Source organism: Caballeronia novacaledonica, assembly GCF_900258035.1.
GTDB classification, from domain to species: domain Bacteria; phylum Pseudomonadota; class Gammaproteobacteria; order Burkholderiales; family Burkholderiaceae; genus Caballeronia; species Caballeronia novacaledonica.
This window is the reverse complement of the sequence record NZ_OGTP01000002.1, coordinates 308,209-331,493: the sequence shown is the minus strand read 5'-3', so window position 1 is coordinate 331,493 and position 23,285 is coordinate 308,209. Positions and strand designations below refer to the sequence as shown.

At 67.3% G+C, this 23,285-nt stretch carries 12 protein-coding genes; 1 reads left to right on the top strand and 11 read right to left on the bottom strand.

Annotated elements, in window-relative coordinates; all coding sequences use genetic code 11:
• From NOV72_RS05310 to NOV72_RS05285, 6 genes are all read right to left on the bottom strand, one after another.
• Positions 1 to 894, bottom strand: coding sequence for a c-type heme family protein (locus tag NOV72_RS05310; RefSeq protein WP_106853544.1), 894 nt, complete (start codon positions 892 to 894; stop codon positions 1 to 3).
• A gap of 18 nt (positions 895 to 912) precedes the next feature.
• Entirely contained in the window at positions 913 to 1,767 is an 855-nt protein-coding gene (locus NOV72_RS05305; RefSeq protein ID WP_106853543.1) for a hypothetical protein, read from the bottom strand.
• A 96-nt stretch (positions 1,768 to 1,863) separates the two neighbouring features.
• On the bottom strand, positions 1,864 to 2,820 hold the full coding sequence (locus NOV72_RS05300) for an anti-sigma factor (protein WP_106853542.1): 957 nt from the start codon (positions 2,818 to 2,820) through the stop codon (positions 1,864 to 1,866).
• A 133-nt stretch (positions 2,821 to 2,953) separates the two neighbouring features.
• Positions 2,954 to 3,865: an anti-sigma factor family protein gene (locus NOV72_RS05295; RefSeq protein ID WP_106853541.1), complete on the bottom strand. Its 912-nt coding sequence runs from the start codon at positions 3,863 to 3,865 to the stop codon at positions 2,954 to 2,956.
• Positions 3,862 to 4,407 (bottom strand): RNA polymerase sigma factor, encoded by a 546-nt coding sequence (locus NOV72_RS05290; protein WP_106853540.1) that lies wholly within the window; start codon positions 4,405 to 4,407, stop codon positions 3,862 to 3,864. The genes NOV72_RS05295 and NOV72_RS05290 overlap by 4 nt, the downstream gene beginning before the upstream one ends.
• 166 nt (positions 4,408 to 4,573) lie before the next feature.
• A complete protein-coding gene (locus NOV72_RS05285) occupies positions 4,574 to 5,641 on the bottom strand; it encodes a catalase family peroxidase (protein ID WP_216858856.1) in 1,068 nt (355 codons plus the stop codon).
• Positions 5,642 to 5,820: 179 nt separating this feature from the next.
• Here NOV72_RS05285 and NOV72_RS05280 point away from each other — a divergent pair, with 179 nt between their 5' ends.
• Positions 5,821 to 6,627 carry a hypothetical protein gene (locus tag NOV72_RS05280; protein ID WP_106853538.1) on the top strand — a complete coding sequence of 269 codons (807 nt, stop codon included), beginning with the start codon at positions 5,821 to 5,823 and terminating at the stop codon, positions 6,625 to 6,627.
• 19 nt (positions 6,628 to 6,646) lie between these two features.
• Here NOV72_RS05280 and NOV72_RS05275 read toward each other — a convergent pair whose 3' ends face one another.
• From NOV72_RS05275 to NOV72_RS05255, 5 genes are read right to left on the bottom strand one after another with little or no spacing between them, the layout of a single operon-like run.
• Positions 6,647 to 8,740: a site-2 protease family protein gene (locus tag NOV72_RS05275; protein ID WP_106853537.1), complete on the bottom strand. Its 2,094-nt coding sequence runs from the start codon at positions 8,738 to 8,740 to the stop codon at positions 6,647 to 6,649.
• Complete coding sequence (locus NOV72_RS05270; protein WP_106853536.1) at positions 8,740 to 10,089, bottom strand: efflux RND transporter periplasmic adaptor subunit; 1,350 nt, start codon at positions 10,087 to 10,089, stop codon at positions 8,740 to 8,742. The genes NOV72_RS05275 and NOV72_RS05270 overlap by 1 nt, the downstream gene beginning before the upstream one ends.
• Positions 10,086 to 10,859 (bottom strand): efflux RND transporter periplasmic adaptor subunit, encoded by a 774-nt coding sequence (locus NOV72_RS05265; protein WP_106853535.1) that lies wholly within the window; start codon positions 10,857 to 10,859, stop codon positions 10,086 to 10,088. The genes NOV72_RS05270 and NOV72_RS05265 overlap by 4 nt, the downstream gene beginning before the upstream one ends.
• Positions 10,840 to 12,462 (bottom strand): TolC family protein, encoded by a 1,623-nt coding sequence (locus NOV72_RS05260; RefSeq protein WP_245932907.1) that lies wholly within the window; start codon positions 12,460 to 12,462, stop codon positions 10,840 to 10,842. Before NOV72_RS05260 ends, NOV72_RS05265 begins: the two co-directional genes overlap by 20 nt.
• Before the next feature lie 22 nt (positions 12,463 to 12,484).
• Positions 12,485 to 22,987, bottom strand: a complete 10,503-nt coding sequence (locus NOV72_RS05255) for a VCBS domain-containing protein (protein ID WP_106853534.1) — start codon at positions 22,985 to 22,987, stop codon at positions 12,485 to 12,487.
• Between the last annotated feature and the right edge of the window lie 298 nt (positions 22,988 to 23,285).

Here is a 23,285-nt window from a genome sequence, read left to right as displayed (position 1 = left end):
CTAGGCCTGCTCTTCGTCGAGAATGCGGAACGCTTCGACGAGGCTCGTCTGCATGCGCCCGAACGACACCGCCAGCGACGCGATCTCGTCCGAGCCGCCCGCCGGCAGGATCGCGGTGTCGAGCTTGCCGAGGCTCATTTCGTCGGCGGCGTGCGACAGCGCGCGGATCGGCCGTGTGATGAGCACGTGCATCATCACGTTCATCACGATCAGCACGACCGCGAACACGCCCGCGAGCGACAGCATGAAGGTGCGCCACACGGCGCGGCCGCGCGCGACGGGCTGCGCCATCGGCACCGAAACGAACTCCGCGCCGATCACCTCGTTCATGGTCCAGCCGAAGCCGTTCGCGGTGCCGTATTTCTCGATAACGGTCGCGGGCGCGGCGCTCGGCGTGCTGTGACACTGCATGCACGCGGCATCGGTGATGCGGCTCGGGCGCGCGAGAAAGAGCGAGCGGCCGCCGGGCGCATCGCGCTCGCCGGACAGCAGCTTCAGTTGCGGATGATCGTGCAGATGACGGATGACATCGGCTTCCCAGTCGGTCGGGCGGTCGCGCGGATTGGTCGGATTGAGCATCGTCGACTTGTAGGAGAACTCGGGAAAATCCTTTTGCAACAGGTTGAGCATCTCGATGGCCGAGAACGCCGGAATCGACTCCGGCACGAAGCGGTATTTGATCTGCGTCGCGAGCAGCGGCGTGATGTGCGCGGCGGTGTAGTTCTGCATCGACGATGCCGCGCTCGCGAGAATGTTGGCGTCGTGCACGGTTTCTTCCATCGCCTGCTTTTGCAGAAGACGGTCCGAGACCACGCCGATCGCCGCCAGCGCGACCGCGAAGATGATCAGGAAGACGAGATTGAACTTGACGCTGAGCGAGAGTCTGAGCTTCATGGCGATGACGGATCGTGCTTAGGGATAGCGCGCGCGGCGAACGCCGGAACGGGCAGGCGGATAGAGCAGGGCGCGCCAGTCGGGCAGCGCTTTCAGATGCGCATCGATGTCGCGGCGAAACGCGGGATCCGCGACACGTGAACGGAAACGCGCGGGAAAGCTCTTGCGTTCGGGCAGCGTGCTGACGAGCCACGGCGCGATGTCGTCGTAATTCACGGCGCGCGACGGCGCCGCGCCCGGCGGCGGCTTCGGCGGCGAAAGCGGTTGCAGCGCATCGCGGAACGGCACGGGCATGGCCGCGATGAACGCATCGGACGGACGCGCCGACTGTTGCAGATGCACATGCGCATCGATGCTGGCGAAGCGGCCGCTCGCGATCGTCGCGGGCGGCTTTGCCGCGAAGGTCTGCGCGCCGGTTTCGCTGAAGAGGTCGATGGCACCGGCGTCGTCGCGCGTGGCGATGATCGCCGCAGCGTTCGCGCCGATATCGACAGGTCCGCGCTCCGTATCGACGCGCGGTGCCGGGCAGGCCTGCGAGACGCACGCCGTGGCCGCGATCTTGAGCCAGCCGTGGAGCAGGGCGACGCGCGTATCGGCGGCGAGCATTGCGCGCGTCTGCGGACCGAGTGCGACGAGCGTGCCGTGCTCGCCTTGAAGATGCGCGACGCCTTCGTGCGTTTCGAGCAGATCGCCGTCGCGCAACGTGTCGCCCGCGCGCGCCGTGCTCAGGTTCGTGCCGCGCACCAGGGCGACGGGCGCATCGGTGCGCGCGAGCGTCCAGTCCGCGTGCGCCGGCGACGCCGGCATCGACGTCAACGTCAACATCGATGCGATGACGAGCCCCGCCGTCCAGAGGTGCGATCGATCAACCATGCTCTGCTGTCGAGTGAAGAAGCGTTGTGATCCGGCGTTTTGCCGGTCTTCTCAACACAACAGCCGGGCGGCGCGATTATTCCGTCCTGTCGCGCTCTATTGCGCGTAGGCGAGCATCGCGCGCATCTCGTCCGGAGCGCCGTTGGCGCCGAACAGCGGCGTCGTATCGCCATCGGCGATATGCCGCGCGAGCGCCTTCAGGCCCGCGCTGTCCGATGCGCCGATCAGTGCGTAGCCCGCTTCGGAGCGCCGCCACGTGACGACCGTCATCGACGCGATCACGTGATCGGCGATCGTCGCGTCGGGTTGCGTTTCACGCATCACGCACAGCGCGACGGGGTCGCCCGCGTCGGGCAGATAGACGATCTGCACCAGCAAACGGCCATCGAAGCGCAGGCGCTGCACGCGCTTGAACGTAAGGCCGTATGCGCTCAGATCGGGGATGCTCACGGCGAGGTCGTCGTTCCGGCGAATCTGCGAGACGGTTTCTTTCGACAGCGCGCGATCCGCTTCGACATTGGCGAGCGTGTCGCGGCTGTAGAGCCGTTGATAGTGCGCGGCGGCTTCGACCCACGGCGCGGCGGCATCGGCTGCGTCGGCGTTATGCGTATTCGAGGCGACGCCGGGATGCGCGTCGTTGAGATCGAAATACTGCGCGATTCCGCAGACGAGCACGCCCGCGATGATCGTCGCCGCGATCCAGTTCGAAACGACGGTCTCGCGGAGCCCTTTCCGTGGGTGAGAAGCCGAGTTGTGCGCGTCCGCGTCGTTCGCGCCCGCGCGGCGCTCGATGCCGGCTGCGGACGAGGCGGCGGACGCGTCGAGCCGCGCGGCACGCGCGATGCCGCCGACCATCCGTTCGAGCGACGGCGGGACCGCCGGCAGACGCTGTTGCGCGAACGCCTGCGCGTAAGGCAGGCGGGACGCCGCGAGCCACCTGACGCGCAATGCCGCGTCGGGCGATTCGGCGAGCTTGCGTTCGACCGCCTCGTGTTCGAGCGTGGACAGCGAGCCGTCCACGTAGGCCAGCAGTTCGATGTCGTCCGAATTCATAAGGCCGTCCGGCGCTGGTCGTGGCTTGTTGTTCAGCGCTGTATTCCGCGCGCTCCCCCCATATGGGGGGAGTCACTTACATAACACTCGTGCAGCGTGTTTATTCCATTCACTAAAAACGCCGTGCCGCGCCTTATCCGGCGCGTTCCGGCGTCGCGGGCGCGGCCTTGCTGAAGAGCGGCGCCAGGTCGGAATCGGCGATGCGCTTGCCGAGCGCACCCAGATCCACGTCGCCCGCCTGGCCGATCAACGCGTAGCTCAGTTCGCCCTGCCGCCAGGTGGCGACGTCCATGGCTTCGACCGTGCGGGACGCGACGGATTCGTCGGGGCGGGCGTCCTTCATCACGCACAGCGCGACCGGCGGCCCCTTTTGCGGCAGATAGACGATCTGCACCAGCGGCTTGTTGTTGAAGCGCAGGCGCTGCACCGACTTGAAGGTCAGCCCCGCGCTGCTCAAATCGGGCACGCGCAGCGCGAGGCGGTCGTTGCGGCGGATGTCGTCGACCACCCTGGCGGCCAGCGCGGGATCGTCCTCGCGATAAGCGACGGTTTCGCGCGTGTAGAGCTTCTGATAGCCGACAGCGGCGGCGATCCACGGCGCGACATCGGCGCTCGCCATCTGCGCGCCGCCCGCGTTCGGGCGCGCGGGATTGAACAGCGCGCCGAGCTGCACGAACTGGCCGGCCACGAACGCGCCCGCCACGCACGCCGCCGCGAGCCAGACCGGCATACCGCGCAGGCGCGAACGCACCGGCGCGGCGGTCATGTCCGGGCGCTTTTCGCTTGCGGGTAGCGCCGGTTCGTTGGCGCCGCCCGCGCGATGCGCGCGCACCATTTCCTCGATGTTGAGCCGCAGCGATTCCGGCACGGGCGGCAGCGGCTGCTGCGCGAACGCGTGCGCGTAGTCGGCCTTCGATGCGCGCAGCAGCGCGATCTTCTTGCGCGCCTCGGCGGATTCGCGCAATTGCGCCTCGACCGCCTCGCGCTCTCCCGGGGAGAGGCCGCCGTCGACGTAGGCGAGGAGTTGAGCGTCGTCGGCCATCATGCGAATGAACCCTTTTGAGTCGGAGCGGGGCGGGACTTCGACGTCTCCTCCCCGAACATGGCGCCGATGGACTGCCGGGCCCGCGAGAGCCGGCTCATCACCGTGCCGATGGGAATGTCCAGCACGTCGGCGGCTTGCTGATAGGTGAGTCCCTCGACCGCGACGAGCAGCATGACGACGCGCTGCGCTTCCGGCAAGCGCTCGATCGCCTCGACGATCTGGCCTTGCATCAGTTGCGTTTCCGGGCTTTTATCGACCGGATCGGGAAGATTTTCGAGGAAATCGTCGTCCCATTCGAAGCTCGCGCGCTTGCGCACGCTGCGGGCGCGCAACTCGTTGATCCAGGTTGAGTGGACGATGGCGTACATCCAGCTAAGCGGCGCCGTATCGGGCTGAAGCTGATGCGCGCGTTCGAGCCCGCGCACGCAGGCGCGCTGCACGAGGTCTTCGGCGTCGTGCTGGTCGCCCGACAGCCGTAGCGCGAATGCCCATAGGCGCGGCAGCATTTCAGGAAGCATGCCGGGCAGGTCTGCACCGCTCATTTGAACGTATCTCTCCATGTTCCCCGTGCGGACCCATGCCACGCGTGCTGTTGCGATCGTGTGCGATCGTCTGCTTGCCGGCATCGGCGCGAGGTACGGACGATAAAGTTTAACTTGGGATGAAACACTCTGCCGGACCGGTTTATTCCACGGCGCCCCGCTTTTTTCAACGTACGTTCGCGCGCGCCTGCTCCTGGGTGCGGCGCGCGAACGACTCCGCATAGGCCGCCGAGCGCGCCGCGAGCAGCGGGTCGTCGGAGGGCGAGATGCCCGTGGGCAGCACGACGGGGTCGAAGTTGATATCGCGGCACGCACCGTCGATCTGCGCTTGCGCACGCGTGATGACCAGCGTGCCCGCATCCACGCGATGCAGTTCGCGCTCGGGCGGCCAGGCGCGCGTCGCGTCGTCGACGGGGTCGCCGGGGTCGGCGGGCGTCAGCATCAACTGCCATCGCGCCGGATGTTTTTGCAGCCGCGTTCGCAGTCCGTGGGCGAGGAAATCGGGGTCGTGTGCGACATCCGCGCGCGCGGCCGATGGCGCATAGGGCGTCTCGGGCACGACGCTCCAGCGCACGAAACGCGTGTCGCCGCGCGCATTCGTGAAGCGGAACGCGTTAATGCTGTAATAGCTCGCGTCATAGAACGCCGACGACGGCGGATGATTCGCTAGCCAGTTGCGCAGCGCGCCGGTTTCCGGATGACGCGCGAAGAAGGCATCGAGCCTCGCGGGATCGGCGCGTCCGGTGCGATGGTCGCGTTGCATCGCTTCCTGCTGCTCATACACCGCTTCCGGCGTGCGCACCGCGAACACCGGCGCGGAGTTCATGCCGGTGCGCCATTGCTCGCCGTCGCTCGTCGTGAAGCGCAGCGCGAAACTGCGCACGGTGGTGAATGCGTCGTCTTCCGACGGGTTGCCGCCGGGTGCGGAAAAACGCCCGACTACCGGCGTGCGCCCGCGTTCGAACACGCTCGCGCGCGATAGCGCGAGGCCGTTGCCGTTGCTGTCGAAATAGCCGCTCACGCAGATTCCCTTCGCATGATTGCGGCGAAAACCGGGATGCCTTCCGCTCGCGCCCTCGAACGCATCGATGAGCCGCGCGGCGGAAAGCGCGGGCGATGCGCCGGGCAGCCGTATCCATCCCGCGACCCACGCGAACGACGCGACGAGCGCCGCGAGCGTCATCGCGATGCAGGCATACCGGAGAGCGAGCTGCGTGTGCCGGAGTGGAGACATGAGGCCGCCGAAGTCCAAAGCGACGAAGCGTCGATTTGAAAAGTTCAGCAGTATAGGACAGCTCTCGCCGCATTGCTTGCATGCGGATTAAGCAGTCGTTGACGGAATAAGCGAGTTCGCTTCGGTGTTCTGAATGCACGGAGTTTATTCATCGGGCACCGAAGAAAAGCGCCTGCGACATGTCGTGCGATACCCATGCGGCTTCGGCGCTCCTCGCGAAATCCATCACTCAAAACTTGACCATCATGGCGAACGGCATCAACCGATATTTTCTGCAAGACACGAAATCGTTCATTCAGTCGAACTATCTCACGACCGCCGGCATTTTCCGTCCTCCGCAGGGCGCTTCGAAGGTCGATCTCGTGCGCGAGGAAGGCGTCGAACCGAGCGTGGTGCGCATCGTGCCGCGCGATCAGATCGAAGCCGACGAAGCGATCCGCGCGCACTGGGTGCCGCAAGGCGGATATTGCGATGTTCCGATCATCGGCGGCGAGAAGAATTTCGTGTTCACGCCCGACTTTTCGGGCTGCTCGCTGCTCGTCGATCAGCGCGATGCAACGACTTATCGCGTCTATCACGTGACGGGCGGGAGCCAGTATTTCACGAGCGAATACGCGACGAAGCGCAGCGCGGACGATCGCCTGGCCGCCGCGATGACGTACGAGTTCTACGGCACGGCGGGCGCGCCGCGTGCCGTGATGTTCATGAAGTTCGAGGAGAACCGCTGGTGGATCTATTACCAGTCGCAGACAGGCGCGGGTTACGGCCTCTCGGGCGGCAACGCCGTGGCGCGCGTGCAGGGTTCGCAACTGACCGATTCGATCCGCCTCGCGGGACGCATGCCGGTCTCGCGCCCCGAGCGCGAAGTGCCGCTCTATACCGGCGACAGACTCTGCGACGGGCAGCTCGTGATCCCGGACGCCGACCGCAACGTCAAGCGCGACGGCAGAAGGCAAGACCTCTTGACGGAGATGTGGATCTACTGATTCGTAGTGCCGCCTGACCTTAAAACCCGCTCTCGCGAATCAGCGCCCCGAGCACATGCCGGCCGCCTTCGATCAGCAGACTTCGACGCGCGCCGTCGATCTGCAATTGACCGCGCGTTTCCCACATGTTGACGGGCGGCGCATCGAGCGCGACGAGCACATGGAACAGCGACGGATTGGGCACCAGCGCGCCCCGTTCCGACGACACGGCAAGCGGCCCTTTATAGCGCGACGCGAGCATCGGGTGATCGAGCTGGCGCACGCGCGTGGTGTCGATCGCGATCACGCGCCCCGCGATCGGCGCAATCTGTCCGACGGGATAGAAGCGCGCCGTGTCGCCGACCGCGAGCCGCTGCACCGCGTCCTGCCGGACGAACGCGTCCACCTGCCAGCTATGCGGGTCGATCAGCACACCGACCGGCACCTTCGGGTTGATCCATTCTCCGGCGCGCCATTGCGGATCGATGTCCGTCCAGTGCCCGGCAAACGGCGCACGCAGACTCAGTCGGGCGATCTCCGAATGCGCGGCGGCGGCTTCCTCGTACTGGACGCGCAGCCGCTCGCGCACGGAGCTTTGCTGATCGAGGCCGTTGGTATCGGCGATCAGGCCCGCGAGGCGCGCTTCATAACCGCGAATGCCCGCTTCGCTGCGGCGCATCTGCGCGGCGATGTCGGGTTCGTCCATCTCCATCAGCGTATCGTCGGTCTGCACGGAACCGGCGGGCCGTATCGCGCGGATGCGCGCGGGAATCGGCACGAACACACGCAGCACGCGTTCCGCGCGCGCGACGCCGTCCGCGTGGATCTGCGTGCGCCAGGGCATCGCGAAGAGCAGCAGCGCGCCCGCGACGATCGCGCCGAGCGCGAGCCGCCGCCCGTGCGCCACGCGACGGCGGTTCGCCCACCAGTAACCGAGCTCGCGCCACACCGGAAGCACCACGAACCAGCTCACCTCGACGCAGAACAGCACGATGCCGAGCAGCTTGAAAAAGAACAGATACACCGTGACCGCGATACCCAGAAACAGCACGAGCCGGTATAGCCACGTCACGAATTCGAAGGCGACGAGCATGCGCCGCTGCGCGAGACCGAACGGTTCGGGCCACGGATCGTCGAGACCGAGGATCGTGCGTCTCAGCGCGACGCGCGCGAGCGCCGAGGCGCGGAAGTGCAGGTTCGGAAAATCGAGCAGATCCGACAGGATGAAGTAGCCGTCGAAACGCATGAACGGACTTGCGTTGAGCGCGAGCGAAAGCACCCAGCTCGTGGTCGCGAGATAGAGCAGTGCGTTGCGCAGCGGTCCGGGATCGCTCAGCGCCCAGCCGAGCGTCGAAAGTCCCGCGAGCGAAAGTTCGCAGAGAATCCCCGCCGACGCGATCGCGAGCCGCTGACGCGCGCGCCTGAGCTTCCAGCTTTCGCCGGTATCGGTGTAGAGCATCGGCCAGAGCACGACGAACGCGATGCCCATATGCGCGACCTTCAGCCCGAGCCGCGTCGCGACGATCGCGTGCGCCATTTCGTGCAGCGTCTTGGCGACGATGAGCGCCAGCGCGAAGCTCAGCATGCCCTCGACCGAAAACGATTCGACCACGGCCTTCGTGAACACGTCCCACTGCTGAAGCACGAGCACGATGCCGACGACGCTCGCGAGCACGACGAGGATCGGCGTGGCCGGCGTGAACAGCCAGTCCAGACGCTTCGCGATCCACGCGAGAAAGCGCTGCGGACGCACGAGCGGAATGCGGAAAAACAGATAGTGATGCAGCCACCAGCGCCACGTGAACCACTGCGCGCGCTGGGCAAGCCGCAGGCGGGCGAGCGTTTCGGAGGTCGGCTTCAGCAGTCCGTGACGTTCGAGAAACGCACGGAATGCGATCACCTGCTCGATCACCGGCCGCAGCGCGGTTTCGCGCTCGATCTCGCTGCAGATTTGCGCGGGCGGTTTGTCCCAGCGCAACAGACATTCGAACTCCAGCCAGCCGATCCGATAAAAGCGATTGACGACGATGTCCTGGATCACCCACGCAGGCTCGCCGTTCCTTCCCGGCGACGCTTCCGAGAGTTTCAGGTCTTCGCGCAGCGCGGGCGAGGGCGCGTCGGGATCGATGTTCATCACAGTCCGGACCAGGCGCGCAGCGCGGCGAGCGGGCGGCGCAGCAGGTAATACGCGAGGCTCACCGGCCGGCCATACAGCTTCGCGGTGCCGTGCAGGCCGAGGCGCGCGTGCTCGCGCTCGCTTGCGCCATCGTCGACGCTCGCGAGCAGCCGGTACGCGACGATATCGTCCTCCGTCGTCTTCGCTTCGTAGCTCGTCTCCACGATGCGCCCATGCAGCGGCGCGAGCGGCCACGCCGTCAGATAGAGCGTGACTTCGTCGCCGGGATCGAGCGCGATTGCGTCCGCGACGGCGAGATGCACGAGGATCGCGGGCTTGCCCGGATCGGCGAGCTGCAAAATGCGCTCGCCGGTGATGACGGGCTTGCCGATCCAGTCGTTCGGATCGCCGAACACGGCCACGCCGCTTTCCGGCGCGAACACTCGCGTGCGCTGCAGTTGCGCGGTCACGGCGGCCAGTTCCGCGCGGCGCTGTTCCGCGACGCCGTTCAGCACGGTGAGTTCGTTCTTGCTCTGGGCGTTGTCGAAGGCGCGCTGGCTCGCGGCGGTCAGTTCCGCATCGGCGACGGCGACCTGACGTTGCAGCACCTCGACGCGGCTCTTGAGCGACGTTTCATCGAGCGAGAAGAGCAGCGCGCCTGCCTCGACATGCTGATTGGGGCGCACGGCGAGCGAAGCGATGACGCCGTCGATCGGCGAACTCACGATACGCGCATTGCTCGACACGATTTCCGCAGGCGCGAGCACGGTTTGCCGCACCGGAACGAACAGCAGCAGCGCGGCCGCCGCGCACGCGGCGAGCACCTGCCGGCGCGTGGGACGCCAGCCGAAGCGCAGGCTGCGGCGGGTGAGCGCCCACCAGCAGTAGCCCCAGGTCTGCACGACGCTGCGCAGCACGGTCGCGAAGCCTTCGCCGGGCGGCTCGTCGAGCAGCACGAGCAGCAGCGCGAGCCGCTTGCCGTTCGGCGCGTGCACCGGCACGCACCACACGCCCTTCGGCCACCATTCGGCCCAGCCATCGGCGATGTCGGGCGGCGGATCGACGGCATCGCGTGCGAACCATCGCGGCGCGTCCGTGTCGAGTTGCGCGGCGATCCACGCGCTCGCGCGCCCGAGCCAGACGAGATAGGGCGAATCCTCGCCCGGCAGCGCGAGACCGGATGCGCACAGCAGCTCGCAACGCTTGCCGCGATCCGCGAAAACGAGCGCCTGACGAAACGGCTGCACGGCATGCAGATCGTTGGCCATCGTGAACGCGAGCGCGTCGATGGATTCCGCCGCCATCGCGCGCTCGCGCAGCGCGTCGAGATAGAGCAGCAGCGGGGCGGGCGGAAAAGGCTCGTTCATGGGCTGGCCGGAATCCGCGCGACGCCGCTCATGCCCGCGACGAGATCCTGCGGCGCGCCGTCGAGTTGCGCTTCCAGTTCGACCGTCTGCGCGACCGCATCGACGCGCGCGTTGACGGCGCTCACGTGCGCCGGATAAGTCTTGCCCGTTTCGTGGATGGTGACGTCGAGGCGGCTGCCCGAGCGCAGTCTGACGAGCAGCGCCGACGGCACGTTCAGCCGCACCTTGAGCGCGCCGTCGCCGACCAGATCGACGATCGGCGTGCCCGCGCTGACCGTCTGATACGGCTTCACGTACACCTTCGCGATGCGTCCGCTGAACGGCGCGATCACCTGGCAGTAGCCGAGTTGCGCCTTCGCGAGCGAGAGCGCGCCCTTGGCCTTTTCGACATCGGTGGACGCCATCGCCACCTCGATGTCGCCTGCGGCCTTCAGTTCGCGCAGGCTGCGTTTGGCGACCAGATTCTGGTTCGCCATGTTCAGTTCCGCCTTCGCGACGCTCGCGCGCGCCTGCACTTCGGCGCAGTTCATCTGCGCGATCACGGCGTTTTTCGCGATCGATTTACCGAGCGATGCGTGCAGGTCGGTGACCGTGCCGTTCATTTCGCTCGATAGCGTGGTTTCGAGGTTCGGCGCGAGCAGCACGCGGATCGCGTTGGGGTCGTCGTAGTTGTCGGCGTTGCCGGAGGGTTTCGCGGCCTGGACGAGCGGCACGGCAAAGAGCAGCAGCGCGGCCGCGAGCCGGATGCGTTCATTGCACGGACGTCGCATCGCTCGCTCCGGCAGGGTGGGCGACAAGGGGTTGCGGCATGGGCGCGGGCTGCGTCTGTCCGAAAGGCGGCAGCGGCGCCGCCGAATCCGGCGCGGGCAGCCGCGGCAAATAGGTCTCTTGCCGTGTCATCGTGTTCTTGATCTCCTGGGCGAGCGTATCGACGTCGTCTTTCGCGATGGCATCGGGCATGACGTCGTAGCCGAGCGAGTTGTAGAGACGGCCCCACGCGGCCTGGCAGTCGGAATACGCCGCCTCGCGCAGATAGCGCGACAGCAGGAAGCGGCCTTCCGCGCGGATCACTTCGAGCTCCGAACCGAGCGACGCCGTGCGCGCCGCGTTCGCATAGTCGAGCAGATCGTGATCGACGCGCAGGCTGTCGTCGGCGAAATCGAGTTCCTGACGCGCGAGCTGATAGCGCAGCGAGCCGATTCGCACCTGAGTGAGAATCGCCATCGAGAGCGCGAGGCGCCGCGTTTCGTCGGTCTTTTCCTGCGTCACCGCCTGCTCGTTGAGCGCCGGCAGTTGCAGCAGCCGGAACAGGTTCAGCGACACGCGTACGCCGATCGCCGCCCAGTAGTTGTTGTAGAGATAGGCGTTGGAGTCGTAATTCACATTCATGTCGATGCCGATATTCGGCCACAACTGCGCCTTGGCGATCTTGATGTCGTTCTCGTTGACCCGCTTGCGATACGACTCCTCCATGATCTCGGGCCGGTTCTGCAGCGCGATCAGTTCGAGCGTCGGCTGCGGCGTGGCGAGCGGCGGCATCGGCAGCGCGCCTTCCTGCGTGTCGGCGAGCACGAGCGGCGTGCCGGGCGGCAGCGACATCAGCGCGACCAGTTCGGCCTGCGCGAATTCGAGATCCTGGCGGCGCACGGTCAGGAGCGAAATGGCGTCGAGCAGCGCGCGCTGATAGGCCAGCACGTCCTGACGCGGCATCAGCCCCTTGTCCTGCGCCTCGTGCGCGTTGCGCAGCGCGGCCTGCGTGCGCGCGATCAGTTGATCGACCTCGGGCTTCAGACGCTGCGCGGACAGCGCGCGCCAGTAGGCGTTGCGCACATCCTGAAGCACGTTCTGCGCGACCTTGCGGCGGCGTTCCTCGGCCATCAGCATCTGGTCGGCGCGCTGCTGCGTGCGGTAGTACGCCATGCCGAAGTCGATCAGATTCCACGTCAGGCCGAGCGACGCCAGCTTGTGATAGCGCTGCTCGGAAGTGGACGGACGCAAGCTCACCTGACGATCCTCGATGCCGATCGACGTGCCGCCCGAGTCGTTGCTGCGATCCGTGTAACCCGCCGACGCCACCAGTTGCGGCAGGAGCGCATTGGTCGAGACGTCGCGCAAATTCGAAGCGAGCGCGCTTTCCATCAGCTTGAGGCGGTAGTCGAGGTTGTACTTCAGCGCCCGCGCCGCCGCCTGATAAAAGGTGATGGGGCCTTTCACGGGCTCCTGCGCGTCGTACATGGCGAGCTGGTCCGTGACCACGCGGTCGCGGATCTGATCGGTCGTCGCGGGTTGCGGCTGCAGGGAGGCGCAGCCCGCGAGGACGGACAGCGCGCAGGCGACCGCGGCTCCGAGCAGCGGCGACGGATGTCTTTGCATGGCTATGATCCTCGTTCGAACGCTAGCGCCTGACCGCGCCGCCGCGCATGGCGGGCAGCTTGCGCGCGGCATCATGCAGTTGCGATGCGAAGCCCTGGGCCGTCTTTGCAGGCTCCCTTTCCACCGGCGGATGCATGCCCTCCGTGAGATGCCCCGCGAGCGCCGCGAACACCGACGGATCGGGCAGCAGGCCGTCCGCATCCAGACTGACACGGCCGTGTCTGCCGAAGATCCACGCGTGATCGAACGCGCTGACCAACTGGCTGTCGCGTACCGCCCGGCCGATGAACTGATCGGGCTGAAGCTCGGGCATCGTGCGCGACGCGAATGATACGCCGGGATCGAGCGGCCAGTCGATCTGGCTGCCGTCCGCCTCGCGCGACAGTTCGGTCGCGCGCACGGCGTTGGCCTCGACCACCGGCGTCACGAACACGGTCGGCACGAAGTTCTGCTCGGTCTGCGGCGTGGTGATCGTCGCGAGCGCTTCGCCCCAGTGCGGTCCGACGCCCGTCGGCGGGATGTAGGGCGTGGCGATGTCCAGATGGATGAGCAATTGCGCCTGCGCCGTCGCGCCCGCCGTGTCGGCCACCGTGTAGGTGAAGGCGTCCTGAAGCACCTGGCCCAGGCCCGCCGCCGCCAGCACCTGCGGATTCGTGAGATCGATCGAATAGGTGTAGCTGCCGTCCGCGTTCAGGTTCAACGTGCCGTAGCGCCCCGCGAGCGCGTGCCCCGGCGCTGCGGCGGCGCCCGTCTGCGCCTGCACGCCGGTCACGCTCAGATGATCGTTGGCGTCCACATCGCCATCGTTGACGAGCACGTTGCCGCGTGTCTGCGGCGCGGGCGTCTGATCGCTGGCGACGCCGCTGTCGTCGCGCGCGACGGGTGTGTCGTCCGCGCCGTGGATCGTGACCGTGAGCGTCGCCTGCGAGGCCGCGCCGGCCGTATCGCGCATGCGGTAGACGAAGGTTTCCGCAAGCGTCTCGCCGTTCGTGCGCAGCGCCTGCACGGCGGCATTGGCGTTGTCGACGACATAGTCATAGCTGCCGTCCGCCTTCACGACCAGTTCGCCGTAGCGGCCCGTCAGCACGCCGCCCGCCATGGCGCTCGCGCCCGCTTCGTTCGAGATGCCGACGACCTGCTTCGTTTCGCCGTTCGCGGCGCTGTCGACGTCGGTGTCGTTGGCGAGGACGTTGCCGGTCGCATCGCGGCCCGGCGTGCCGTTGTTCACGCCGCCGGCTTCGAGCGCGGTGCTGGCGTCGTCGTGCGCGACGGGCGCGTCGTTCCGGCCCTCGATCGTGATGCGCAACTGCGCCGTGCCTTGCGCGCCGAGAAAATCCTCGTTCGTATAGGTGAACACGTCCTGCAGCGTCTGGCCGCTCGTGCGCAGCGCCTGCACCGCGGCCGACGTATTGTCGACGGTGTAGTGCCAGGTGCCGTCGGCGTTCATCGTCAGGGTGCCGTACTCGCCCTGCAACGGCGTGCCGACCGCGCTGCTGCTGCCTTGCACGCCCGTGACATGGATGGCGTCGCCGTCGGGATCCGTGTCGTTGGTAAGCACGTTGCCCGATGGATCGACGCCCGGCGTCGCGTTGTTCACGCCGCCCGCTTCGACGGCGGTCGCGGCGTCGTCGCGGGTGACGGGCGCATCGTTGCGGCCGCGCACGACGATCGTGAGCTGTCCGAGATCGGTGAGATTGTTGTTGTCGCGCACCTGATACGTGAAGACGTCGTTGACAGTTTGCAGCGGGCCCAGCGCGACGATCGTCGGGTTGGTCGTATCCACGCGATAGACATAGGAGCCGTTCGCGCCGATCACGAGCGTCCCGAACTGCCCCTGCAGAATCGTTGCATCGACAGTGCTGGTGCTGCCGGGCGCAAGCCCCGTCAGCGGTCCGCCAAGCCCTTTCGCGCCGGTACGGATCGCGTCGCCGGTCAGCGAGTCGGTCTGATCGACGTCGGAGTCGTTGGTAAGGACGTTGCCGGTCGCGTCGAACGGCCGGCCGTTGCCGTTGTTCGCCGCGGCGATGGCGAAATCGTCGTGGGCGACGGGCGCATCGAATGCGCCGCTGATCCGCACGGTGATCTGCGCCGTATCCGCCGCGCCGGCGGTGTCGTGCATGTGGTAGGTGAAGGTTTCCACCACGCTCTGGCCGATGATCAGGCGCTGCACCGCGGGCAGGCTGTTGTCGACGACGTAGGTATAGCTGCCGTCCGGATTGATCGTGAACGTGCCGTAGGTGCCCGCAACCGAGGTCGCGCCCGCGACGGCGGTGAAGTTGCCCGGCACGGCTTCGGCACCGGTGCGCACGCCATCGACGGTCCTGGTGTCGCCGGCATCGACGTCCGTGTCGTTCAGCAGCACGTTGCCGGACGGATCGACGCCCGGCGTCTGGTTGAGCGTGCCGCCTGCTTCCATCGCGCTCGCCAGATCGTTTTGCGCGACGGGCGCATCGTTCTGGCCGGTGATGACGACATCGAGCTCGGCTTGCGCCGTCGCGCCGTGTGAATCCGTCACCGTGTAGGTGAAGCGCTCCGTGAGGGTGTCGGCCGCCGTGCGCAGTGCCTGCACCTGCGCATTGGTGTTGTCGACGACGTATTGCCACGCGCCGTTCGCGCCGAGCGTCAGCGTGCCGAACGCGCCGCGAAGCGGCTGGCCCAATGCGCCCGCCGTGCCCGCACCGGACGATGCGCCCGTGCGGATCGCCGTCACGGACAGCGGGTCGCGGTCGGGATCGCTGTCGTTCGTGAGCACGTTGCCCGACGGATCGACGCCCGGCGTGGCGTTGTTCACGCCGCCGGCCTCCACCGCGCGGCCGATATCGGTTTGCGGCGTGGGCGCGTCGTTGGCGCCCGTCACGGTGATGACGAGTTGCGCCTGATCCGTGAGACCGGTCGTATCGACGATGCGGTACGTGAAGGTTTCGGTGAGCGTCGCGCCTGCCGCGAGCGCGCGCACCGTGGCGTTGTTGCTGTCCACCGCGTAGTCGTACGAGCCGTCCGCGCCGATACGCAGCGTCCCGAAGCTGCCCGCGATGCTCGTGCCGCTCGCCGCGTTCGTGCCCACGGCCACCGCCGAGAGGCTGCCGCCCGCCGCTTCGGTGCCGGTGCGAATGCCATTGACATTGAGCAAGGTATTCGGGTTGTCCGTATGGTCGACGTCCGTGTCGATGCCGTTGCCGCCCGGCTGCGTCGCCGGGCCGGGACGGCTTGCCTGCGTGACGACGTTGCCGGTTGCATCGACGGGACTGACGCCGGTGCTCACCGAGCCGGCGGTCGCCGCGCCCGCGTCGTTGCTGGCGACGGGGTTGTCGTTCGCGCCGTGAACCTGGATCGTCAACTGGGCGAGATCGGAGAGGCCGCCCGCGTCCGCCAGCGCGTAAGTGAAGGTCTCGACGAGCGGGGCGTCGGCGGGCACGAGCGCCTGCACCTGCGCATTGTTGTTGTCGATGACATAGCGATACGAGCCGTCCGCGCCGATGGTCAGCGTGCCGTACGTGCCGGCGATGACCGTGCCGTTGCCGCTCGTCGTGCCCGCCGCGACCGCCGCGAGCGGGCCGTTGACGGCGCTTTCGGGCAGATGCGTGATGCCCGTCACGCGATGCGTTTCGCCGTTCGCCGTGCTGTCCACGTCGGTGTCGTTGGACAGCACGTTGCCGGTCGCGTTGCTGCCGGGCGTGCCGTTCGCGACGCCGCCCGCTTCCGTCGCCGAGCCGTTGTCGTCTACGCCGATCGGCGTGTCGTTCGCGCCGTGGATCGTCACCGTGAGCGTCGTGGTGGCGCTCGCGTTGGCGCTGTCGTTCACGACGTAGGTGAAGCGTTCCGTCAGTGTCTGGCCGGAAAGACGCAGCGCCTGCACCGCGGCATTGTTGTTGTCGACGAAATACTGGTAGCCGCCGTTCGGGCCCACGCCCAGCGTGCCGTAGAGGCCCGCGAGCGTGACGGGACCGATGGCCGGCACCGCGACGCTCGCGCCGCTCGAATTGCTGATTTGCACGACATGCAGCGCGTCGCCATTGGTCGCGATGTCGACATCGGTGTCGTTCGTGAGCAGGTTGCCTGTCGGATTGACGCCCGGCGTGTCGTTGGCGTTGCCGCCGGCTTCGGTCGCGCTCGTCGTATCCGCATTGGCGACGGGCGGATCGTTCACGGCGATCACCGTGATCGGCAGCGTGCTGACCACGACGCGCGCATCGGCCGCTTCGCCGGGAATGCCGTTGCCGTTGAAGTCGCCGAAATTGCCGCGATCGTTGGTGGTGACGGTCAGCGTGTCCGGGCCGTTGAAGTTCGCATTGCCGAGGTATTGCAGGTTCGCCAGTGCGCTGTTGAGCGAGGCGAGCGTGCCCGTCAGCGTGAGCGTCGCGGTGCGCTCGCCCGTTTCGGTGACGCCCGCGGGCAGCGCGGCGAGCGAGAGCGTGCCGTGCAGCACGTTCAGCGTGACCTGAAGCGCGCCGCTGCCCGCGTCCACGTCGCTTACGCTGATGCCCGCGAGGCTGAACGTGGTGTCTTCGAGGCCGGTCGGCGCCGCGCCCGGCAAGGTGTTCACGGGCGCATCGTTCTGTTCGACATAGCCCGCGTTCGCGCTCGCCGTGCCGCCATCCGCGAGCGTGATGCCGATGGTGCCGAGCGGCGTGGCCGCGTCGCTGTCGATGCGCACGGCCAGCGCGCCGACCGGCTGCGGATACGTGATCGTGCCCGTGGGCGACTGGATCTGGTAGACGCCGAGCGGCAGCACGCCGAACGCGTAGTGTCCGCTCGCGTCGGTGGTGGCGGTGAAGGCGAGGTTGTCGGCAGTGGTCGCGAAATTGCCGTCGATGCCCGCCCACGTCAGCGTGACGGTCTGTCCGGCGAGGCCGGGGCCGTCCGGCGTGGCCGATGAAGTCGCGGATGCCGTGTCGTCCCACAGCGTGCCGCCGATCACGCCGAGTCCCGCCGCGCTCGTGCGGATGTAAGTGTTGGGACTCGTGCCCGCGCCGGTGCGCTCGCCGGCCGCGCTCCCCGTCGCGCCGACCGCCGAGCCGCCCCAGGTCGTGAAGCTGTCGGGCAGGCTGGTCCACGTGAGCGTCGCGTTGGTCGGCGCGATGGCCGCGTTGTTCGGCACATCGGCGGAATAGAACACTTGCACCTGGGCGTTCGCGGCGAGTTCGGCGAAGGTGATCCGCAGGCCGTTGCTCGTGTTCACCGTCGCGCCGATCCCGGCAAGCTGGGCGGCGGTAAAGCTCGTGCCGTTGAGCACGAGGTGGTCGAAGGTATAAGCCGTCGCGCCCGTGAAGCTGTCGGTCAGCACGACGTCGTAGGCCGGCGACGTGCCGCTCTGCGTGAAGCGCACGTCCACGTCGGCGGTGCCGCTGGCCGTGCCCGTGCCCGGATCGAAGCCGAAGACCTGCTTCTGCAGGCCCGTGAAGGTCGGCTCGACGACGTCCTCGCGCACCGTATCGGCGGTTGTGAGCGGGTTCGCGCCCGAGCGATCGATGGCGCTCGCCGTGAGCACCGCGCCCGCGGCGTTGGACGCCTGATTGAGCACGCGCGCGTTGAATTCGAGCGAGATGCCTTCGAGGTCGGCGTCGTTGTCCGGATTGACGATATTGCCGAGACGGAACGTGATGATCTCGTTACCGCCGGCATCGGTCGAAACGACGATGTTCGCCGGGTTGAACACGCCCGTGGGCGCGGCGCCCGACAGGTTCGGCGTGATCGGCAGCGCTTCGGGGCTGGTCTCGTTGCCGGTTTCGTTGAGCGCGCCGCCCGTGACGAGATTGGTGATATCCGTCGTGATGCCGTTGGTCGAGATAAAGACGATGCGCACCGTGCCGTCGTTGATGAACTGAAGGCCGTTTTGCAGCGTGATCTGCACGGAGTAGTCGTTGGTCGCGCCTTCGGCGAGCAGCGATACCACGCGATAACGGATCAGTTCGCCGACGGTCACGCTCTCGTCCGGGGCATCGGTGGGCGAGGGCGCGGGCGTGTCCGTGAGGCCGCCCACGCGCGAGATCGTCACGACCTGCGCGACCGGCACGGTCAGCGTGTTGGCGGTGCGATAGTCGTTGAGCGCGCCGCTGTTGAGCAGGCCGTCCGCGCCGGTGCGCTCGCCGGCGGGATCGGCGGTGGCCGATGTCGTGCCGTCGAGGCTCGTCCATTGCACCGTCGCGGTGTTGTCGAACGAAGGCACGCTCGCCGCCGACGCGAGCACCGTGCCCGAGACGCGGATGGTGACGCTGCCGCCTTTGGCGATGTCGATGTTCGCGCCCGCCGCCGTCTGCAACTGGCCGTTCACGAGCTGAAAGTCCGGGCCGCCGTGATTGGTCGCGCCGTTCTGGTACGTGACGCCGAGAATCGACAGACCGCCGAGCTGTGCCGGCAGCGCATCGAGAAAACCGATGTCGAAGGCATTGAAATCGCTGGCCGCCGAGCCGTTGCTGATGGTGATGTCGTACTCGACCGTATCGCCTTCGTCGACGCCGAAGCGCGGCAGCGGCGGCGTCGTCTGCGTGACCTGGAGCGTCGGCTCGCGAATGACGACGGTCGGCGCGGCGCCGCTCTGCGCGACGGTGCGATCCAGCGCCGTCGCGCCGTTGGGCGTGTCGCCGTCCGGGTCGCTGTAGACCAGCCGCCCCGGATTCGCGAGCGTCACGCCCGCCTGATTGCTGGCCGTATCGCTCGCCACGAGATGCACGCGGATCACGAAGGCATCGTTGCCGGCGATGTTGTCGGCGACGGCGGACGAAGCCGCGAAGGTCCAGCGCGCGCCCGCGCCGTCCGCGCCGAGCTGGCCTGCGAGCGCCGCGAGGCTCGCCACGCTCACCGTGCCGTTGAAGTTCGCGCCGAGCGCGGCGCTGCCCGCCGCGGTGGTGATGATCTGATAGCCGAGCCCGCCGTTGAAGCTCGTGTCGAGACGCAGGCCGGCGGGAATCAGGTCGTCGATGCGCAGGTTGCGCGTCGTGCCTTCGGGCAGCGTCACGACGATGTCGTAAGTCATGTTCTCGCCGATCACGAGGTCGCTGCCGCTCGTGTGGCTCGCGCTCGAATCGGCGTCGTCGAGCGTGCCGCCGCCGTATTGCACGCTGACCGTCGGCGCGGTGACCTGCGCGCTGGCCGTATCGACGAGATCGGTCGGCGTGAAGTCCGTGCCGCCCTCGACGCTCGCGTAATGCGTGAGCGCGGCGTTCGTCTGCAAGGTGCTGCCTGCGGCGATGCTGCCGATCGCGGCCGCATCGTAGGTGATCACGACGACGTTCGAACCCGCCAGATCCGCCGCGGTGCCGCTGCGCCCGGCGATGAGCGTCGCGGCGTTGCCCGCGTCGAGAAAGGTGATCGTGTTGCCGCTCACGCTGTAGTCCACGCCGGCGACGAGCTGCGTGCCGTCGCCGCGATAGATGGCGAGATCGGCCGCCGCGAGACTGCCGCCGACGAACTGGAGTCCGCCGGGCAGCGTGACCGTGGTCGCGACGTCGTACGCGCCGCCGCCGCCCGTGTTCTTGATCGCGGTGGCGAGACGCACCGTGTCGCCGCCGTCGATGCCGCTCACGTTGCCGTCCACGGCGGCGACGCTCGTCACCGTTCCCGTGAAGGGCACGCCGGCGCTGCCCGGCGCGTTCCAGGTGCCGGTCGTGCCGGTCACGGCGCCTTCGCTGCTCGACACCACGCCCTGGCGGATATCGAGCACCGGCTCGGCGACCGAGGCGACCACGGCGACATCGGACGAGACGAGCGGCGTATGCGCGATCGTCGTGACCTGGCTGGACTGCGCGAGCACGTCGAACGGACGATGGTCGGCGTAGGGCTGATCGCCGACGCGCATCGTGAAAAGAACCTGGATCGTGCTGCCGCCGACCGCGTTCGTCGCGAAGCTGCCGAAGTTGAACACGAGCGAGTTGCCGCCGCCTTCCGCCACGCTCACGAGGCCGCCCGCGTTCGTGTTGGCCGCGCCGAAGCTCCACTGGCCGACGCCGCTGCCCTGCGTCCAGGTGATGCCGGTGGCGTTCAGAAGCGGCAGCGGCAGATAGGCCGCAATCGAGAAGCGTTCGTAGTCGCCGGTGACGAGGTCGTAGTTCAGGCTGAAGGTGACGATGTCGCCCGGATTCAGCTCGCCGCTGGCCGGAGGCGTCGCGCCGTTGACCGTGACGAGCGCGATATCCACGTGACCCGCCGGCACCGTGCTCGTGGTCGAGGAATCGTCGCTCACCGAGCCGCCCGTCAGGTTGAGCCGGTCGAGCAGCAACGTCGCCGCGACGTTCGCGTGATTGCCGAACGAATCGCCTTCGTTGATGTCGCTTTGCGTGTAGGTCGTCGCGTAGCGCTGACCGACCACCGCGAGATAGTCGATGCGCGCGACGGTCGCGCCCTGCTGGATGTCGTCGGAAGCGATGTCGCCCGCCAGCGCGCCCTGCTGCAGCGGGCCGGCCGCCGCGATCGATGCGCCGATGTCGAAGGCGAGCGTGGTCGTGCCGTCCGCGTTGACGGTGCGCGTCGAGACGAGCGCGACGGTATGCACGACGCCGTCCTGCGTCCAGGTGAGCGTGGGCGTGCCGGTGAGCGTCTGGCCGTCGCCCAGTTGATCGGTCACGACGAACTGCCCCGCGCCGAGTTGCGTCTTGCCGAGCGCGAAGTAATCCGACAAGGCGACATTGAGCGCGTAGGCGAGCGTGTCGCCCGGCGTGACGCCCGCCGTGCCGGTGTCGGTCTGATCGGTGACCTGCTTCTCAAGCGTCGCCGCCTTCGCGACGAAGGTCGTGCCGGTGCCGTCGGCGGTGCCGGAAAACGCAACGCTCGTATTCGGCGGCGTGATATCGCGCGGATCGAGCGGCACCCATTGCCCGCTCCCCGATACCGTGCCGAAGGCGATCGTGACCGGCGCGCCGGTGGTCGGATTGATCACGCTGGCGCCGGTCGCGTCCGTTTGCGGCACGTAGAAGCTGACGACCGTATCGACCGATCCCGTGATGCTCGCGTACTCGACGGAATACGAGCGGATGAACACCGTGTCGCTGCTGATCGCCGCGTTGATGAGCGCGGCGTTCGTGAGGACCGAGCCGTCCTGCAAGGTGAGCGAGGTGATCGTGCCGCCCGCGCCCGGCGTGATCGCGGTGAGTTGAACGTTTGCGGGGACGTCCTGATTGATGACGACATCGGTGATCGTCTGCCCCGGCGCGGCGGTCGCGGTCACGGTCTCCGAGCGCACGAAGTTCGGTCCGGTCGCGGTTTCGCCTTCGGGCGTGTTGACGGTCTGCGTGAGCGACACGACCGTCGGATGCACGAGGAAGTTGTGAACCCCGCTCTCGACGATCGTCGGGTCCACGGTGGGATTGTCGAGCGAGTCGTTGCCGTATTGAAATCCGCCGTGCGCGCCGATCGTCAGGTCGGGGCTGCCATCGGAGAACGCCGTGTCCGCGAGGTTGCTCAGTTGCGCGTTGACCTGCACCGTGATGGCGGGCTGACCCTGCGCGACGCTCGCGAAGGGCAGTGCCAGCACCACGAGTTCGTCGCCGGGACGCAGGCCGTAGGTCGAGGCGTGGATCACGAGCGCGTTGCCGCTCGCATCTTTCGCGAGCGGATGCACCGCGTTGCCGTTTGCATCGAAGGTGATCGCGAAGGACGTGACCGCCTGCCCGAGATAGCTCGCGGAAACGAAGCTCACGCCGTCGTTGCCGTCCTTTCCCGTGGCGGGCATCAGGAGATCGACGTACGGCGCGAAGCCGACCTGCGTCGAGGTGTTCGCGAACGAAACGTCGAAGGTGAACTGATTGCCGAGCAGGACGTTCTGTCCGGCCGTGGCAATCGTCACGGACGGGCTCGCGTCGGCGAGCAGGTGGTCGTAGTGCGCGAGCGCGTAGGCGGACAGCGCGATCGGCTTGTCGAGTGCGCCGCTCGTGACTTCGAGCGTCCAGTCGCCGCCGAGCGCGGCGCTGCCGGTTGCGTCGTCGGATGCGCCGACGGTCGCGCCCGTCGTGCGCGCGAGCGTCTGCACGAGCGCCTTGCCCGCGTCGCCCGCGCCGATGTCGCAGCCGTAGAGTTCGATATCCGCGCCGTGGCTCAGATGGTTGCGCCATGCGCCGAGCGCATCGGCCATCTGCGAGAGCGTGGTGCTGGTGAAGGTCTGGTTGCCGAGCGTGAACTGGCCGGCCGCGCCGTGCGAGAAGATTTGCACGGATTCCGCCTGGCCCATGCTCGCGAGCGCGGCCGAAATGGCGTCGATGGCGTTTTGCCCCGGCTGAATGACGAGCACGCGCGTTCCGGCGGGCGTCTGCGCGAGCAGTTCGTTGTCGTTCTCGACGCGGCTGTCCATGACAACGAGATTGCGCGGCGCGACGGGCTGGGCGGCGGGCGGCGGGGCGGTGCCCGTGCGCGCATCCGGCGCGGGCGCGGGTTCGCTGGCGACGGCGGCGGCCGGATGCGCGGGGTCTGCGTGATGCTGCTGATCGGCTGCCGACGCAGCGGCACCGTCGAAAAGAATGCGCTGCTCGAGAGCCAACGCCTGAATGCGCGGTCGGAGATGATCGGCGGTGCTCGACAAACGCGAGGTAATGGCCATTTTTTGTTCACCTCCATGTTCGTTTCGCCACCGATAAACAATACGCGTTCGAACTGCTCAACAGTAGACGGCGCGAATGTCTCGGAATCGGTAACGAATCGAATGAAAATTCAGGTTTCGCGAATAATCAAGCCGCAATTTCACCGACATCGTATGGATTCAAACTTATTGATATAAATAATTGCTTGGAGGTCAACTCACAAGCGTTTTTTCGACAGAAAGCGAATGCTATGGATCGTTGCCGGCGATTGAAAATCACCTTTTGACATTTTGGCGTCACTAGCGCTTCGGATTTTCA